Below are 15023 nucleotides of genomic sequence, written 5' to 3'. Positions count from 1 at the left end.
TTACTGGCTTCTTCTTAGTTCCTCAATAACGTCCTTTGTCACGTTAATGACCCTCACACCCCCCCTCTCAATAGCCCTCTTTACAATCTCGATCCTCTTCCTAAGACCGACGGTCCTACCAATCACTATCGCCTCCCTCGTTGGGTCAACCCTATCAACCTCCTCAGGCCTATGAACAATCACAAGCCTAAAACCACTTGGGTGTAGGTTCCTGACCAGCCTCGGCTTCCCATAACCAACCTTAACCCTCTTCGGGTAACCCTTAATCTCAAGCCTAATCTTATTATCATCACCCTGGCCTACGCCAATGCTCGCCATGGGCAACCCTCAAGTACCTCCACTCATCCATCCTCATCCAACGCGGCTCCCTCCTCTCCATCAACAACCTAAGCCTCAACAACTGCCTCAATTTACCACTCAATGAAACCCTGGGCCTAGGCAACCTAACCTCCTTAACCTCGGGCTTAGCCACCGCCTGCTCAGGGGGGGCTTGCTGAGACTGTTGAGCCTGCTGAGGCTGCACCTGAGCCTCCGGCTGGGTGGCTTGCTCACTTGTTGATTGCTGTTGTGCTTCCTGCCCCCCCGTTGGTTTGTTCTCCTCCGTAGACATCGCAGAAGCACCTTGTTAATGCCCTTTTTAAATTTACTACCATCAATAGACGTAGGCGATGAGCACACCCCCCCAATATTCATCCGCCTAGCTTCAAGGTGTGATAACACACCCTTCGAGGTACTGAGTATTAGTATGCCCACGTTCCTGGCAGGTAGGTACTTCTCCTCCCACTCCATTAACTCAGAGGCCTTAACACTGAACCTGGGCTTTATGGCCCCAACATCGTTTATTTTACCGAGGAGTTGAACCTTAAACTTACCGCCCCCCCTACCATCCTCAATAAACTCAATCTCACCAACATAGCCATACCTCTGCATAACCCTAAGAACATTACCAACAAGCTTGGAAGACGGCCAAATAACCACCTCCCTATGACCCCCCCTAACCTCCGCATTCTTAATCATCGTCAACGCATTCGCCAAGACATCAAGCATTACCATACAACCAACGGTCAAAGACACAAATTAAAAACTTTACTAAGTCGTCAGCGAAGGACCACATCATCAACCCTCAGCCGTACTCCCTAACATCACGGTTAGAAATGCGTGGGCGGGTTTAAATGCTTGGCTGTGTGTAATATATTTATTTATATTGAAATAAATATCAATAAATATAACTGTTCATAAAAGATTAGAAGCCGCGAAACACAATAAATCAGGATAACCAACGACTTAGTATTATGAGGGTACTAATTAATGGCAGGTAGGTTGGTGATGAACACACCGGGTGTGCATTATGCGGTGATAATAGGGAGACAGGTACTTACCTGAGTATTGATGGAACGCTTAGGTGTAAGGTGTGCGGTAAGCCGTGGAGTGGGGCCTACCAGGAAGTCACTGGTGCCAAGCTATACTTTTGTTGTGGAGATCATTATAAGGAGTTTAGGAGGATAATACAGAGGGCCATCGCGATAGACAACATTGGCAGGGTGAAGGCCGTGCTCATTTCCATAAATGGTGGTGAAAGAAGCATAAGAGTTGAGGATTGTGATGGTAGGGTGGTGACGATAAACGAATCAATATTTAACCTGACCGAGCAATAAATTATGCAAGTAATAAATGATGAGCGATTTAATATAATGAGCGTCGGTCTGTATTATAAGGTTAGGAGGGACTATGATGAGGAGTTTAAGAGGGTTTTAATAATGAGGTTTTAAACTCCTTTAAGGAAATGCTGATGACTTTATAGATGCAGAACTTTACAGAAGACTATAATGCATTGAGGAATAATCCTAGAGGACAAGCCAAAAAGCACAGGGTCTTTTCAGGAAATGAGCATGTAACGTGCACCTGACCCACAGCCATGAGCGGTGATCATGATCTTTCATGTCATTAATAATGACAATGAACCCGTATTTAATCATGAACGATCTGTGGTGGGGGCCGCCGGGATTTGAACCCGGGTTCACCGGCGCACTGGACGGGGATTGTTCCCCCCCAGGCCGTTGGACCCAGGCCTTACCTGGTGCATCCTAGCCAGGCTAGACTACGGCCCCTTAGTTATCATTCCATGAGCAATTTTAAGCTTTTCAGTGTATTGCTTCTTTCGTTAAGCCATCTCCTCATACACCCTCTCCACGTATTTCCTATCCCCATTGCACATCGGCTCGGCTTTACCAACCATGTTGTCAAACCTCACTGCGCAGTAGGTAATTAATTCGTTCGTTTTTACCCTATAAATGGCTATGAGAACCTTAATCCCATTCAATACATTGTCGTAACGAAGAACGCTCATGTATAATGGTTCGTTCTCAAGACCTAGGTACCTGGCCAGAAACTCCATGACGCGTTTATAAAATGCGTAGTCAATCATTGGATCGGGATTAAATTTTTCAAAATTAAAGGTATTGCTCATTGAAATTAGGGACTACGTTTTCGCTGCTTTCGGTATCATGGCCTTATACACTAGGTCCATTAGCCCTGTGAATGTTAGTTCATGATTATGTAATTTATTTAGTCTTGGTAGTACCCTGTCCATTTGTAGCTTGCAGGCTGCGCATGGTACTACAACACAATCCGCGCCCTTATTAATGGCTTTTAAGTACCAGAGCTCCGCGTACTTAATGGATAATTCCTCCATTTCCTTAGCCAGCATTCCACTTGTTCCTCCACAGCATATGGCTAGTTCGGGCCTATCATTCAATTCCACATAATGCATCACGGTATTACTCAATATGAATCTCGGCTCCTTAACAAGGTCACCGCCCCCCCTGGCGTAGTGGCATGGATCCATGTATATGTAAGTCAAGTCGCCATTGACCAACGTATCCAATTTAATTAAACCCCTCCTTATGGCATTCGCGGCTATGTAGAGTATGTGCGTCCCCTCAATACCGTACTCCCTAAGCCTTGGTATCACGTAGTTCTTGAATACCCTCCAGCCATGACCACACTCACCAGCTATCACCAACTTCACGCTTAACCTACGCGACTCCTCGACTATTCTCTCCGCAATGAGTCTCATGTGTCTTTCATCCATGAATAGGCCATAATTCGTTATGTCAGGCGCCCTAGTGCTTAGGGTGAAGTCTATACCCAACTCATTGAGTAATAATATGTAGCCCTTAAGCGTATTTACGGCCACCGTGTAGTCCGCACAGGCCGATGGAAGTAGCATGGCGTAGGCTGGTTCATTAACCTTAACCTTAACGTTAACGCCCTTCTCAAGCTTGATTTGATCAACCACGTTCAGTATTATTTCCTTAATTACGTCCTCGGGCAAGCCAAGGAAGTTCCCCGTGGATTCCAGGTTGTTTATTACTCCCGCTACGTAATTAGGGGGGGCCAGGCCTATTTCGTAGAGTAGTGACCTAATGGTCCTCGAGATATCGGCAACGTCAACACCGAAGGGACAGACCCAGGCGCATCTCCTGCATGTTAGGCATTGCCAGAAGTACGTGTATGCCTCGTTTATTGATTTTTCATTAACTGGACCACGCATTAATGACCTTGCCAGGGCTATCCTACCGAGTGGTGAATTCTTGATATTATGCGTTGTCAAGTACGCGGGGGCATACCGTTAGGCATGCGCCGCAGCCCATGCATAGGCTTAGCGAGATAGCCAGGTTCCTATTCTCGCGCAACCTCCTCCTCAGCAATTCCCTAAACCCATTAATGCCCTGCCCACTTAGCCTAATACTAACCCTACTGTGGAGCCTTTCAATTAGGTTAGGGGAGGCTTTCTCATGCCTATACTCATTAATTGGGGGCATTACCCATTGCCTATTTCATTGCTTTATCAATGCCTTAATACATTATTGTATGTGCAAAATCTGCACCTCAGCGAGGAGTTAGGTTCGTCATTATTCCGCAACGGGACGCATCATCACCATTAATTCCACGAGGCAAAATCTTTTAAAGGCAATGCCCGCGTTGGGACTTCGTGGTTAAGCTACTGAGTTTTTACCAGGACAGGGATTCCAAGAAGCCCAGTGGTGGTTATAGGCTAGGCCGTATAAGGTTAAGAGGAAGGCGCTTGGTGGTGGCCCACCGACCAATACCACATTATCCAATAGCGATGTTAGGAACGTGCTTAGGGTCTTTGGTGGTAATGTTAAGGTTAAGGTCGTCAGTGCGCAATATGCTAACCTATACATTCCTAAGGAGGGTAAGGCCGTTAAGGTGAAGATACTTAGGGTACTCGAGACGCCGGCGAATAGGGAATTGGCTAAGAGGGATATCATTGTTAAGGGCACGATTATCGAGACCGAGAGGGGGGGTAGGGCCGTGGTCACGTCAAGGCCTGGGCAAGACGGTGTGGTAAATGCCGTACTCCTTGAGAAGTAATTAGGTAAAGCATTATTAATTAGTGGTTCTCCTGATTAATCGTGGATAAGAGGGATTATTGGATTATTTGGGTTGCCTACTTTGACGCTGGCAAGAGTAGGGCTTGGTAGGAAGGTGCCTAGTAGTGTGGCCGTGAAGTCACCGACAATTGAGGAGTTAACAAGGGCAGTTAGTAACCTTGGCCTTGAGTTTGAGGTTTACAGCGATAAGAAACACCCGAGTAATTGGTTTGAGGGGGGGCCTTATGGCTACGTCGCAGTGAGGAAGGACTCTGTGATTAGGAGGTTTGGTTCGATAAATAAGAGGAGGTTACTCATGCTCATAGCTAGGGAATTAATAAGGGTTAGGCAATCCACGCAGCAGGGGGGGAGGGGGGGCACTTAGTTGCTCATAATCATTATTAGTCTCAGGCTCATTAAATCATTTAATGCGTTATGCAGTGATTGTAGCAGGTCCTTGTCGATCGGCATACTCATTATTAAATATACAAAGTCCTTAGGATCACTCGACAAATCTGGGTTAAGACCTGTTGGTATTGGCATGTCAAGTTCAATCTCTACCTCATTTAAGTCAGTGGGCATGACCTTAAGCGTCACGTTGTTTCCATAATCCTTAAGCCAGGAATTATCATTATTACTCTTCCTGAAACCCATGCTCTTGAGGAGGTCTATGAACATATGCACCACCGACTTATTAATTCGCTATATATTAATTGCTCACTCATATGTGGACTATTACAATAGCCAATAACGCAAGTAATATTGCAGATATTACGAGCCTGCGTCCACGGTAGGGCTAATACCTGATAACCATAGGAAGCCCCCCCCAATAATACCGAAGAGTAGTGCGAGTACCGTCGATGCATTATATATCACGTTCTTAAGAAAGTTGGTGAAGGATATTAAGTTATTAAGTGCATCATTAATCACGTTCTCCGTACTGTTGGTTATTGAATTCATGAAGTTATTTATTGTGTTCGTTACATTACTCGCAGCATTATTAATGTCGCCTATGCTCTGTGACGCATGCGCTATTAATGGAGTTACCACCGTGATTAATATCACGAGGAATACCTCCAGGGCCTTCCTCATTTCCTTCACCAATACCTTAATTATCATTTCGATTAATTAATTACTTTCAGCCTACTCTCACGTGAATTGCTAGCACTGATAGAAGCTTTATAAAATTATAATAAGTGAATTATTTTGCATGAAGATACCAAGGGCACTAACAATAGCGGGACTAGACTCTGGCGGCGGTGCTGGTATTACGGCGGACTTAAAGACATTCCATGCCCTCGGTGTTTATGGCATGGTAGCCCTAACAGCAGTTACCGCTCAGAACACCCTAGGTGTCAGGGCAGTTCAGGAGATCGACCCATCAATAGTCGAGGCCCAGATAAACGCAGTCGCCGAGGACATAGGCGTTGATGCCGCTAAGACAGGCATGCTAAGTAGTTCGCCTATCATGGAGGCGGTAGCTCGATCAGTAAGAAGGTGGGGGGGATTCCCGCTGGTTGTTGATCCCGTCATGTACGCCAAAAGTGGTGACCCACTAATTAGACCTGAGGCAATGGAGACCTTGAAGCGCGTTATAATACCCATCGCCAAGGTTGTGACCCCCCCAAATGCGCCCGAGGCATCGCACCTAGCTGGTTTTCATGTTGATACCCTTGACGAAGCCAAGAGGGCTGCCAAGACCATTGCCGAGGAGTTGCACCCAGAGATTGTCATTGTTAAGGGCGGCCACTTAACAGGCAATGAGAGTATTGACATTGTTTACTTCAGGGATTCGGGCGAGTATAGGGAGTTGAGGGCTCCGAGGATCGATACCAAGAACACCCACGGGACTGGCTGCTCATTTTCAGCAGCCATAGCAGCCGGCCTAGCAAGGGGCCTGGATCCCTGGGAGGCGATTAAGTTGGCTAAGGAATTAATAACCACGGCAATTAAGTACTCATTACCTCTTGGGCATGGCCATGGACCCGTCAACCCAATGGCATGGCTTGAACTCAGGGCCTATAGGGCTGACGTTATTGATGAGATGAACGAGGCATTGAGAATGATTGAGGAGAACGCCGACATAATTGGGAATTACATACCGAGGTTCAGTCAAACCTGGGCTACTCATTACCTGCCTTCTATGCCAGGGATTTAAATGACGTCGCTGCAGTGCCGGGTAGGATAGTTAGGTACATGGGAAGGGCCAAGCCAAGTGGCCCACCAACCTTCGGTGCCAGCTCTCACGTCGCTAGTTACATACTCACGGCAATGAAGTATGACCCAGAGATCAGGTCTGCAATGAATATTAAGTATGATGATAGGGTGATAGAGGCCGCGAGGGAGCTTGGCTATGTGGTTAGTGGCTATGATAGGAAGCAGGAACCACCTGACGTTAAGGCTAGGGAGGGCGCATCAATACCCTGGGGGGGCACTGAACAAGCCATAAAGAGCGTGGGCAGGGTCCCCGACATTATTTACCACCTTGGTGATTGGGGGGGTAAGGAACCAGAGATCGTAATACTCGGTAGAAGCCCAACGGAGGTTATTAGTAAGTTACTGGCGATACTGGGGGGGCATGTTTATGGGAAACAACGGCAACATTGAAGATAGGGCAGGGGGGGCCATGCTCATCAACGCCCTAAATTAGGGGGGGATAAAGTGCATTCACATTTAGATTCCTCAAAATAATATGGTTTTGCATTGAACCGATGGAACTAGCTAATGAATTGAGGCCCTTGAACGTGAAGTTACGGCAAAACGAGAGGTCTTTATTTTAATAATGCCGGATAAGGCGTTATCAGACCAAAACAACCTGCAGATACTTGTCTCCGCGCCTACTTATTTTGTATTTGCTTACTTTGCCATCCCTGAGTACCACGACCTCGCCATTCACGTTCTTAGCCACGGGTCTCCAACTCGGTGAAAAGTAGTACTCACTCCTCTTGTACTTGGACTTAGCCAGTGGGTAGCGTTGCCGTTGTAAAGTATCACGCCGACACTCCACTCAGGCGCCTTATCAATAAGTGATGAGTAATCTTCACTGCCAATGGACCCCCCCCATCACCCTCCTCATTAATTTCCTCGTTTTCAGGCTCCTCTTCGTATCTATCTTCGTCTTCCATTACATAAAGCTTAGGCTACCTCTTTATATTTTTATCTAAGTCCTTTAAAGTACCCATGGTATAAGTACGTAAACCCAGTAATACCTTAAAATACCTTAGGAATTTATTGATTGTATGCTTATTTCTTAAATCTCTTGGGCCTTAGGTTCTTACTCTTACACCTCCTGCACTTCTCAGCGCCCGGTGGGTTCCTGGCCCCCCCGCACTCCCTGCATATCCAGTAATTGAACCTATGCTCAACGGCTATCCTAAGCTTCTCAGGGTCGCTAATGGGCATACGTGCCTATGGAGTTAAGGGCCTTTTTATATTTTTACCTCATTAAATCACACTTATCCAACAATCACTATGGACTTTATCTTAATCTCGTCAAGAGGCTTTATACCGTACTTCTCCCTCACCTCCTTTGGGATTGTGAATTGCCTACTGGCCGTGTTACGAGTCCTCAACAACTTAACCCTCTCAAGCATTATCTCCTGGCCGAAGTACTCAATGGTTATGTTTGCATATAGGGCATTTTCGATATTGAGAGACTTAACTAAGCTTGCCGGTATCAGGACTTGATAATTTATGTATATACTCGTTACATATGGTAGTTTAGTGATTACCATGCTTCTCCTAATCCTCCTTACCCTAGAAATTCCTGATGCCATATTAAGAACATGGTTGTTAAATTAATTTATTAAAGTTTCTAATTAAGTCCAGAAAATTAGAATTATAATGCGTATGTGTTGAATAACGTACATAGTGAACTCTTTTAAAGGACTTGGTCACTATTATTGAACGATGAGTATCGCAATTGACATATTAATAATGACTGCCCAGCTAATCGCAATAGTGGATCCAGTTGGTGCGCTGCCAATAATGATTAGCATGCCAGGTATAGATAAACCTGAGATCTTTAGGAGGGCCCTTAGGATAATTGCCATTGCCGTCCCATCACTACTGATAACCTTTGCAGTGGCTGGGCCATACATATTGACCGCCTTTAACATAAGTATTGCCGACTTCAGGATCGCCGGCGGCATAGTACTCCTCGTAATCGGCATTGACACACTCAGGGAAGGGGGGGCGCCAAGGACCATGGGCCTAAGCTGAGGACTTCATATTCACGCCAATAGTGACGCCAATGCTCGTTGGACCTGGCGCAATAACCTCCGTGATGCTCTTCACCACGTACTACGGAATTCCCGAGGTCATAATAAGTATACTCATTGCATCCCTAATAACTTACTTAATAATTAGGTTTAGCTTCGCAATAATTAGGCTCATGGGCAGTAACATGCTCAGGTTCATTGGTAGGTTCATGAGCCTAATCATAATGGCTTGGGCCGTATCGCTAATAATAGAGGGAGCCAAGGACGCATTATTGGTTTAATTTCTTATTAAACATGAAACACAAGCAAAATAAGTTTTAAAGGGCCAACTCACCCCCCCATTTGTGATTAACCAACTAATTGCTGAAGTAGGTAGGCTAGGCCGTAGGTGTTTATTTGCCCAAGACCATCAACTGGGTTCCATTGACCTGGTATGACGTAGTAAAGCCCATTTTGGCCAAAGAGCGTTAGGAACATCGCTCCAGATATGCCCGTGGAGAACTCGTTAGTTGGATACACGGAACTTAATGCATAGAACTCATACGGGTAGTAATAATACAGTAGGTATAGGGTTGGTGCTAAGTCACCTATCTCAAATGAGCTGCCAAGGTAGCTCTGTATCGTCGCCGTCATGCCCGCCGACAATGGCGTGGCTAGACTGGTGCCTCCGATTAGGTATGGGAATACTGTACCGTTAAGGACTATTATAACGCCCGTGAATGGATTAGCGTCAGCCGCAATGTCCGGCACACCCCCCCTGTGCCCAACCGTGTAGAAGACAATGCCCAGGTCAGGTTCACGTACACGCACTCTTTCATAGATTATGTTTATCAGTGACTGACCAGGGGTCTCTGGGAAGGTGAAGGAGTAACCACCGCCACTACCCCCCCATAAGTAAGTACTATTCCAATTCCAGGCGTACTCGATGCGAATGGTCACCGCGTTTGTGATGTTTCCGTAAAGTGTTGTGCCACCGACGCCGGTCACCCATGGATCACTGGCTGGGTATAATACACTGGGTTCCATGGTCATGTTAAGATAAAGCCAGTCAGTGTCAAAGGCACCGCTGTCGCCGGATGCGGCGAATACCCCGATGCCCTCCGCGGCTGCCTGCATGAATATCTCGTCATAGCCATAGAGTAGGTTGTAGCTTGGCGGTGGGTAGTAGAACATGTCTTCGTAGGCGCCCCCCCAGCTCAGGCTTATGAACTTGGCTAAGTGGTTAGCGACTACGTACTCCACATCAACGAACAAATCGTCACCCGACGTAGGCGATACAACGAGGAGTATATTGGCGCCAGGGGGGGCCATCGTGTGGGCATACTCAATATCGAGGGCGCTCTCCACGGCCCAGCCCTCCGCAGTGCTTAAGTCATATGGAGTGAGCACCGGCGTACCTGTTGGGTAGATGACTTGGCACGAGGCTGGCGGCAAGCCAAATATGGTATCGAAGGTTGCCAAGTCCTGACATGCAGTACTTTGGTATATGTATTGGTTGGCTAGGGTTAGGTTAAAGTCGCCGAAGGCATCAACAATGGCTATGGTCAAGCCCTGACCCATATAGCCATTATTGAAGAGCGGCAATTCATCATACATGAATTCCAAGCCCTGGGGCAGCCATATCTCTACCTGGTTCTGTATTATCTGCATTGGCTTTCCATTTATTTTTATGGCGCCTGACTTTAGTATCGTGTTTATGCCCGTGGTGTTTAAATGCACGACAGTATACTGCGGCTTGTAGGCAGGCGCCTTGGAATTAGCCGTGAAGTAGCCGAGTGGTACGCATTCACCGGCTATTATCCATTGCTGTATCGAGCTTGGTGCCGATTCAAGGGCTGTTAGGAAGTTGTCCACTGCCGATGCACTGCCCGTGGCCTCCATGAGCATTGGGAAGGTGTAATTAATGGTTAAGCCGTACTGCCGGGCCAGGTTAACCACGTAACTAATAACGCTGCTTGGTGGCGAGTACCAACTGGCGAATTCCTGGGGGGGCGTGATGAAACTATGGAAGTAGGGGGGGCTCGATGGGTTATAATACATTTGATAAAGGAGGTAGTCAAGCCCGTTGGGCGTTGTGACATTACTAAGCCAGAACCAAACAATCACGTGACTCTGTGTCGAACCAGGAACACCGGGGGGGATAACCTCAGTACATGTGAGGTATTGAGACGACACCTGCTGCGCATAAGCTATTGATGTTGCCAGAATTAGTAAGGCCATTGCGATTATTACCAGGGTTTTAACTGGGTTTTTACCTGCCATATTGAGCGATTGATAGCCCTATTTATTTTTAAATATTTCCCTCATTTTCATACTATACTTTGACCAAATTAATTTACATGCCTATTTACTTTGAGCTTTCTATCTCTAAATGAAAAATACACCTTATTAATACCGCCTCTTAATTCAGCCAGGATGTCATTAAGACGAGTTGATCGCATTGGGCTGTTATTGGCAACAGCTAATTCATTAAGCGGAATTATTTGGGGTGCTAATTCGGTCATTTTATCGATATACATGCTGGGTATTGGCATGTCAACCACGTTAATCGGCATCATCCTTGGTCTTTTCTCATTAATGAACGCCCTCGGTTCATTAGTTATTGGATATCTAACGGACCTCATGGATCGCACTAGGCTCTTCACGATGCTATCAATAATCAGCGGATCCCTAATACTCCTAATGGTTACTGGCGTGCCCATAATCGTGTCGGCGGCATACCTAATGTCGGCTTTGTTTAATAGGTACGTAGTGTTAACAGCCATAGTCGGCGAATACGCCAAGCAAAGAGGTATTTCTGACGAGGTATTTAGTCTATCATCCTCCTTTAACGTAATTTTTAGTGTTGTTGGCTCGGCAATTACTGTGTTACCCAGTTACCTTGGACATCTTGGTTATGAGCTAATCTTCGTCATCGAGGCGGCCGCCGTATACTTAACAATACCCTTAGTGCTCAATGCGATTAAGCATTTGGATCCAGCCATTGTCAATGCCAAGATCGAGAGGATCAGCCTTAAGGACCTTGGTGAACTGCGCTCATCGTGGTTAATAAAGAGACTTATGCCGGAGGCAATAATTGGCCTCGGAGCTGGGGGGGTGATAATACCATTATTCAGCCTCTGGTTTTACCTTAAGTTCCACATAAACATTGCAAACCTGAGCATTGTCTACGCCATATCAAATGCCACGCTAGCCCTGGGTACGTTAATGGCGCCAACAATATCGAGATTTCTACATAGTAGAGTAATTTCCGTGGTGACTTGAGGGGGGGTTGGCTACGGGAGTACTAGCAATAATGCCATCAATATACAACCTGCCACTATTACTGGTCCTATTCATAATTAGGAACACGCTCATGAACATGGCAAACCCATTACTAACCTCGCTCATTAATGAGCTAGCACCTAGGGAGGAACGAGGAAGGGTATTTGGTATCTGGAATATGATATCCTCAATACCGCGAGCCGTGGGTCCCAGCATTGGTGGTTACTTGATGGATACTGGCTACTTAGACCTGCCCTTGTACATAACGTCTATGCTTTACGCCATCGCTGTGGTACTATTCTATGTATTGCTCAGGGGGGGTGTTGAGGGTAGGGTTAGGGTTGTCCACGGTACATAGTACATACACTGCTCCTTTACTTGTCACAAGAAAAAATGTTAATTAAGTAGACCATCTGTGACTCTGACGTGAATTTTCAGGAGAGAGTATCGAGGAGTATTAAGGAAGTTGGTGACTCACTTAGGGTGTTACTTGGTCCGGGTTGGTTGACGATGCTTGCCGACGTCGATGCACCAAGTATACTAACGGCAATGCAGAGTGGTTATTATGCTGGGCTTGCGATAATTCCCTGGCTAATACTTCTGACAGTACCTCTGTACTTTATTCAGGAATTGACCATTAGGGCGGCGCTGGGTAGTGGGAAGGGCATGGGAACGCTGCTTAAGGAGGTCTATGGAGATAAGGTTGCGGCAGTATCGCTGATTGCCATGCTCATAATAGATGGAGCCGCTACATAGGTGAGTACGCAGCCATATCAGCCATTGGGCTTCTCTTTGGTGTGCCCGTGGTTATTTCCGTGATCTTAGTCCTGGTGTTTCACACGGCGATAATACTAATGGGTGGTTCGTATAAGAGGGTTGAGAATGTGTTGCTTGCGATCTCCGCATTCATACTGGTGTACCTAGCGGCCTTTGTCATAGTACCCATTAAGCCCCCCCAGGAGGTTTATGGCGCGTTACTATCGATGTTCTTACCGAGCTCATACGCTAATTCCCTATACGTGACCTTGCTTGCGGCGAACATAGGCGCGGTGGTAATGCCCTGGATGCTTTATTACCAGCAGTCGGCGATTGTTGATAAGGGCTTAAGGAGGGAGCATTACACTCACGAGAGGTTTGAGACAGCGATGGGCGCCGTAATAAGTGAGACGTTGATGATTGGTAGCCTATTGGTCGGTTATTGGCTTAGGGTCAGGGGGGGTGGGGGGGTTATTGATAATTTTCAATCGGCACTTCTCTCGATAAGCAGGGTCATTAGCCCGTATTGGTTCGTGGTGGCTGCCGTGGGCATGATCGCCGCTGCGCTACTTGCCATATTCGTGATAAGCCTAGGCTTCGCCTATGGACTTAGTGAGTACTTCAATTGGCCCGCAGGCTTAGTAGGAGGATGTGTGAGGCCAGGGGGCTTCTACGCATTTTATGTAGTTGAGATCGTGCCCGCCGCTTTAATTATACTCTTCATGAGGGACCTCGTTAACTTGATACTGGGTATAATGATATTCAACGCAATAGCCCTGGCCATACCCACCTACTTATTGATAGGCTTGGCTTCGAGGAAGGACGTCGTTGGTGATTATGCAATAGGCAGGGCTAGGGCTATTGTGTTATATATTGTTACAACGGCGTTAATTATTGCTGGGGGGGCCTATGCGGTAGTAACGGCGGTTTGACCCATTATTTGGGAATAAGGTTTAATTAGACCTTTACTAAGTGTAGTATGGGGGGGCTACATGTGAGAATATCCAGTAGGGAATTCCTATATTTGCTGGTGATTAAGGGGATGAATGATAAGGGCTCTGGCGCAACAATATTTGGGGGGGTTGCGAAGGCACTTGGTGTCTCGAGCGCAAGTGCGTATGAGGAGATAAATCACCTAATTAAGAAGGGATTCGTGGAGAAGAGGGATGGTGGTATCTTCATAACTGATGAGGCATTAGAGAGATGAACTCATTAATTAGGGCCCATAGGGTTGTGGAGACATTATTAGTTAGGGCAGGGATAGACCCAGACAAGGCCTGTGAATTGGCTAGGATGTTTGATTATGCCTTGCCTGAGGAGGTCGTGGATAGGCTCTATGAATACCTAGGGAAACCAAGTAAATGCCCGCATGGTAAGGACATACCCAGCCCCAGTTCATGAGTAATGCACAAATACACTATATATATGATAATACTTAATAAGGAACCTATTGTGCATTAATCAATGAAGTATGTGTGGATGGACGGTAAGTTAATCCCTGAGAAGGAGGCTGTAATACCCATACTTACGCATGCCCTGCATTACGGTACGTCGGTCTTCGAGGGCATAAGGGCCTATTGGAGCTCTGATAGTAATAACCTGTACATATTTAGGGCTAGGGATCACTATATTAGGTTTCGCAATTCAGCCAAGATAATGGGCATCAGGATTAACTATAGCATTGACGAACTCATCAAAGCAACTGTGGAGCTGCTAAAGGCTAATGAGGTACATGAAAACGTCTATATAAGGCCAATAACCTTTGTATCGGCTAGTACTGTTAACCTGGATATCAGGAACTTGGAAACATCTACGGCCATAATAGCCATACCCTTCGGTCATTACCTGGAGCCCAAGGGCGTTAGGGCTAAGGTCGTTAGTTGGTTGAGGGTTCATAACTCCATGTTCCCAATGAAGGCTAAGGTCGGTGGTATCTACGTAAACTCAGTAATCGCGCTGCTTGATGCCAAGGTCTCCGGGTTTGACGAGGCCATTTTACTTAATCGTGATGGTTACGTAGCCGAGGGTAGCGGAGAGAATATATTCATTGTTAAGGATGGCGTACTTTACACGCCACCGACTTATGACTCAATCCTTGAGGGCATCACTAGGGATACTGTAATCACCATAGCCAGAGACCTGGGGGGGCTAACGGTTATTGAGAAGAGAATAACCAGGGAGGAGCTGTACACGGCCGACGAGGTCTTCTTCACGGGGGGGACGGCCGCTGAGGTAACCCCCGTGGTGAACATAGACGGTAGGGTTATTGGCAATGGAGAACCAGGTCCAGTAACCCTTAAGGTAAGGAGTTACTACATGGATGTGGTTCACGGTAAAGTTAGTAAATACATGAATTGGCTCATGCCTGTTTACTAAGGGGGGGATT

At 46.5% G+C, this 15023-nt stretch carries 21 protein-coding genes, 1 tRNA gene and 4 pseudogenes; 12 read left to right on the top strand and 14 right to left on the bottom strand.

Translation table 11 applies throughout. The features are described 5' to 3' along the window. The 3 genes and pseudogenes from JCM11216_RS04045 to JCM11216_RS04040 all read right to left on the bottom strand — a co-directional run bounded on the left by JCM11216_RS04045 (position 1) and on the right by JCM11216_RS04040 (position 1053). On the bottom strand, positions 1–318 hold the full coding sequence (locus JCM11216_RS04045; protein ID WP_243675122.1) for an eL32 family ribosomal protein: 318 nt from the start codon (positions 316–318) through the stop codon (positions 1–3). Next, positions 290–610, bottom strand: a complete 321-nt coding sequence (locus tag JCM11216_RS16165; RefSeq protein ID WP_243675121.1) for a hypothetical protein — start codon at positions 608–610, stop codon at positions 290–292. The genes JCM11216_RS04045 and JCM11216_RS16165 overlap by 29 nt, the downstream gene beginning before the upstream one ends. 42 nt (positions 611–652) lie before the next feature. Continuing rightward, a pseudogene (locus tag JCM11216_RS04040) lies at positions 653–1053 on the bottom strand (30S ribosomal protein S8). Positions 1054–1409: 356 nt separating this feature from the next. Here JCM11216_RS04040 and JCM11216_RS04035 point away from each other — a divergent pair. Next, positions 1410–1655, top strand: a complete 246-nt coding sequence (locus JCM11216_RS04035; protein ID WP_243675120.1) for a TA0938 family protein — start codon at positions 1410–1412, stop codon at positions 1653–1655. A 335-nt stretch (positions 1656–1990) separates the two neighbouring features. Here JCM11216_RS04035 and JCM11216_RS16160 read toward each other — a convergent pair. The 4 genes from JCM11216_RS16160 to JCM11216_RS16155 all read right to left on the bottom strand — a co-directional run bounded on the left by JCM11216_RS16160 (position 1991) and on the right by JCM11216_RS16155 (position 3824). Next, positions 1991–2108 (bottom strand) — tRNA-Pro (locus JCM11216_RS16160). Positions 2109–2161: 53 nt separating this feature from the next. Next, positions 2162–2425 (bottom strand): hypothetical protein, encoded by a 264-nt coding sequence (locus JCM11216_RS04030; protein ID WP_054853368.1) that lies wholly within the window; start codon positions 2423–2425, stop codon positions 2162–2164. Between the two features lie 54 nt (positions 2426–2479). Next, positions 2480–3613, bottom strand: coding sequence for a (Fe-S)-binding protein (locus tag JCM11216_RS04025; RefSeq protein WP_243675119.1), 1134 nt, complete (start codon positions 3611–3613; stop codon positions 2480–2482). Then, entirely contained in the window at positions 3600–3824 is a 225-nt protein-coding gene (locus JCM11216_RS16155; protein ID WP_243675118.1) for a 4Fe-4S binding protein, read from the bottom strand. Before JCM11216_RS16155 ends, JCM11216_RS04025 begins: the two co-directional genes overlap by 14 nt. Positions 3825–3994: 170 nt before the next feature. On the opposite strand from JCM11216_RS16155, the pseudogene JCM11216_RS04020 reads away from it, so the two are divergent. Together JCM11216_RS04020 and JCM11216_RS04015 are read left to right on the top strand one after the other, a co-directional pair. Continuing rightward, positions 3995–4398 (top strand): annotated as a pseudogene (locus JCM11216_RS04020) (30S ribosomal protein S8e). A gap of 81 nt (positions 4399–4479) precedes the next feature. Then, a complete protein-coding gene (locus JCM11216_RS04015; protein ID WP_243675117.1) occupies positions 4480–4782 on the top strand; it encodes a signal recognition particle subunit SRP19/SEC65 family protein in 303 nt (100 codons plus the stop codon). Here the strand turns inward: JCM11216_RS04015 and JCM11216_RS04010 are convergent. After that, on the bottom strand, positions 4779–5075 hold the full coding sequence (locus tag JCM11216_RS04010) for a hypothetical protein (protein ID WP_054853367.1): 297 nt from the start codon (positions 5073–5075) through the stop codon (positions 4779–4781). The two genes, JCM11216_RS04015 and JCM11216_RS04010, sit on opposite strands and share 4 nt — an antisense overlap. Before the next feature lie 93 nt (positions 5076–5168). Further along, positions 5169–5498 carry a hypothetical protein gene (locus JCM11216_RS04005; RefSeq protein WP_243675116.1) on the bottom strand — a complete coding sequence of 110 codons (330 nt, stop codon included), beginning with the start codon at positions 5496–5498 and terminating at the stop codon, positions 5169–5171. Positions 5499–5607: 109 nt separating this feature from the next. On the opposite strand from JCM11216_RS04005, the pseudogene JCM11216_RS04000 reads away from it, so the two are divergent. After that, positions 5608–7004, top strand: a pseudogene (locus JCM11216_RS04000) (bifunctional hydroxymethylpyrimidine kinase/phosphomethylpyrimidine kinase). A gap of 193 nt (positions 7005–7197) precedes the next feature. Here the strand turns inward: JCM11216_RS04000 and JCM11216_RS16150 are convergent. The 3 genes from JCM11216_RS16150 to JCM11216_RS03990 form a co-directional block, all read right to left on the bottom strand. Continuing rightward, positions 7198–7404 carry a hypothetical protein gene (locus JCM11216_RS16150; protein WP_243675115.1) on the bottom strand — a complete coding sequence of 69 codons (207 nt, stop codon included), beginning with the start codon at positions 7402–7404 and terminating at the stop codon, positions 7198–7200. A gap of 236 nt (positions 7405–7640) precedes the next feature. Then, positions 7641–7799, bottom strand: a complete 159-nt coding sequence (locus tag JCM11216_RS03995) for a 50S ribosomal protein L40e (RefSeq protein WP_054853366.1) — start codon at positions 7797–7799, stop codon at positions 7641–7643. A gap of 53 nt (positions 7800–7852) precedes the next feature. Continuing rightward, complete coding sequence (locus JCM11216_RS03990; protein WP_054853365.1) at positions 7853–8173, bottom strand: AbrB/MazE/SpoVT family DNA-binding domain-containing protein; 321 nt, start codon at positions 8171–8173, stop codon at positions 7853–7855. A gap of 211 nt (positions 8174–8384) precedes the next feature. Between JCM11216_RS03990 and JCM11216_RS03985 the strand changes: the two are divergent. Further along, positions 8385–8898, top strand: a pseudogene (locus tag JCM11216_RS03985) (MarC family protein). A gap of 67 nt (positions 8899–8965) precedes the next feature. Here JCM11216_RS03985 and JCM11216_RS03980 read toward each other — a convergent pair. Together JCM11216_RS03980 and JCM11216_RS16145 are read right to left on the bottom strand one after the other, a co-directional pair. Continuing rightward, entirely contained in the window at positions 8966–10879 is a 1914-nt protein-coding gene (locus tag JCM11216_RS03980) for a S53 family peptidase (RefSeq protein ID WP_054853364.1), read from the bottom strand. A gap of 68 nt (positions 10880–10947) precedes the next feature. After that, positions 10948–11241: a hypothetical protein gene (locus JCM11216_RS16145; RefSeq protein WP_243675141.1), complete on the bottom strand. Its 294-nt coding sequence runs from the start codon at positions 11239–11241 to the stop codon at positions 10948–10950. Between JCM11216_RS16145 and JCM11216_RS16140 the strand changes: the two genes are divergently transcribed. The 7 genes from JCM11216_RS16140 to JCM11216_RS03960 all read left to right on the top strand — a co-directional run bounded on the left by JCM11216_RS16140 (position 11135) and on the right by JCM11216_RS03960 (position 15013). After that, positions 11135–11881 (top strand): MFS transporter, encoded by a 747-nt coding sequence (locus JCM11216_RS16140; RefSeq protein WP_243675139.1) that lies wholly within the window; start codon positions 11135–11137, stop codon positions 11879–11881. The genes JCM11216_RS16145 and JCM11216_RS16140 overlap by 107 nt on opposite strands. Positions 11882–11888: 7 nt before the next feature. Beyond that, positions 11889–12239 carry an MFS transporter gene (locus JCM11216_RS16135; protein WP_243675114.1) on the top strand — a complete coding sequence of 117 codons (351 nt, stop codon included), beginning with the start codon at positions 11889–11891 and terminating at the stop codon, positions 12237–12239. Between the two features lie 68 nt (positions 12240–12307). Further along, positions 12308–12637 (top strand): hypothetical protein, encoded by a 330-nt coding sequence (locus tag JCM11216_RS16130; protein WP_243675113.1) that lies wholly within the window; start codon positions 12308–12310, stop codon positions 12635–12637. A gap of 41 nt (positions 12638–12678) precedes the next feature. Continuing rightward, complete coding sequence (locus tag JCM11216_RS03970; RefSeq protein ID WP_243675112.1) at positions 12679–13569, top strand: divalent metal cation transporter; 891 nt, start codon at positions 12679–12681, stop codon at positions 13567–13569. Positions 13570–13631: 62 nt separating this feature from the next. Next, positions 13632–13844: a hypothetical protein gene (locus tag JCM11216_RS16125; protein WP_243675111.1), complete on the top strand. Its 213-nt coding sequence runs from the start codon at positions 13632–13634 to the stop codon at positions 13842–13844. Then, entirely contained in the window at positions 13841–14038 is a 198-nt protein-coding gene (locus JCM11216_RS16120) for an iron dependent repressor, metal binding and dimerization domain protein (RefSeq protein ID WP_243675110.1), read from the top strand. Before JCM11216_RS16125 ends, JCM11216_RS16120 begins: the two co-directional genes overlap by 4 nt. A 63-nt stretch (positions 14039–14101) precedes the next feature. Continuing rightward, positions 14102–15013, top strand: a complete 912-nt coding sequence (locus JCM11216_RS03960) for a branched-chain amino acid transaminase (RefSeq protein WP_054853363.1) — start codon at positions 14102–14104, stop codon at positions 15011–15013. Positions 15014–15023 lie beyond the last annotated feature (10 nt).

The sequence above is a fragment of the Vulcanisaeta distributa JCM 11216 genome (assembly GCF_001315985.1).
Classification (GTDB): Archaea; Thermoproteota; Thermoprotei; order Thermoproteales; family Thermocladiaceae; genus Vulcanisaeta; species Vulcanisaeta distributa_E.
Note: the sequence above shows the minus strand (reverse complement) of the source record. Positions and strands in the feature narration are given on the sequence as shown.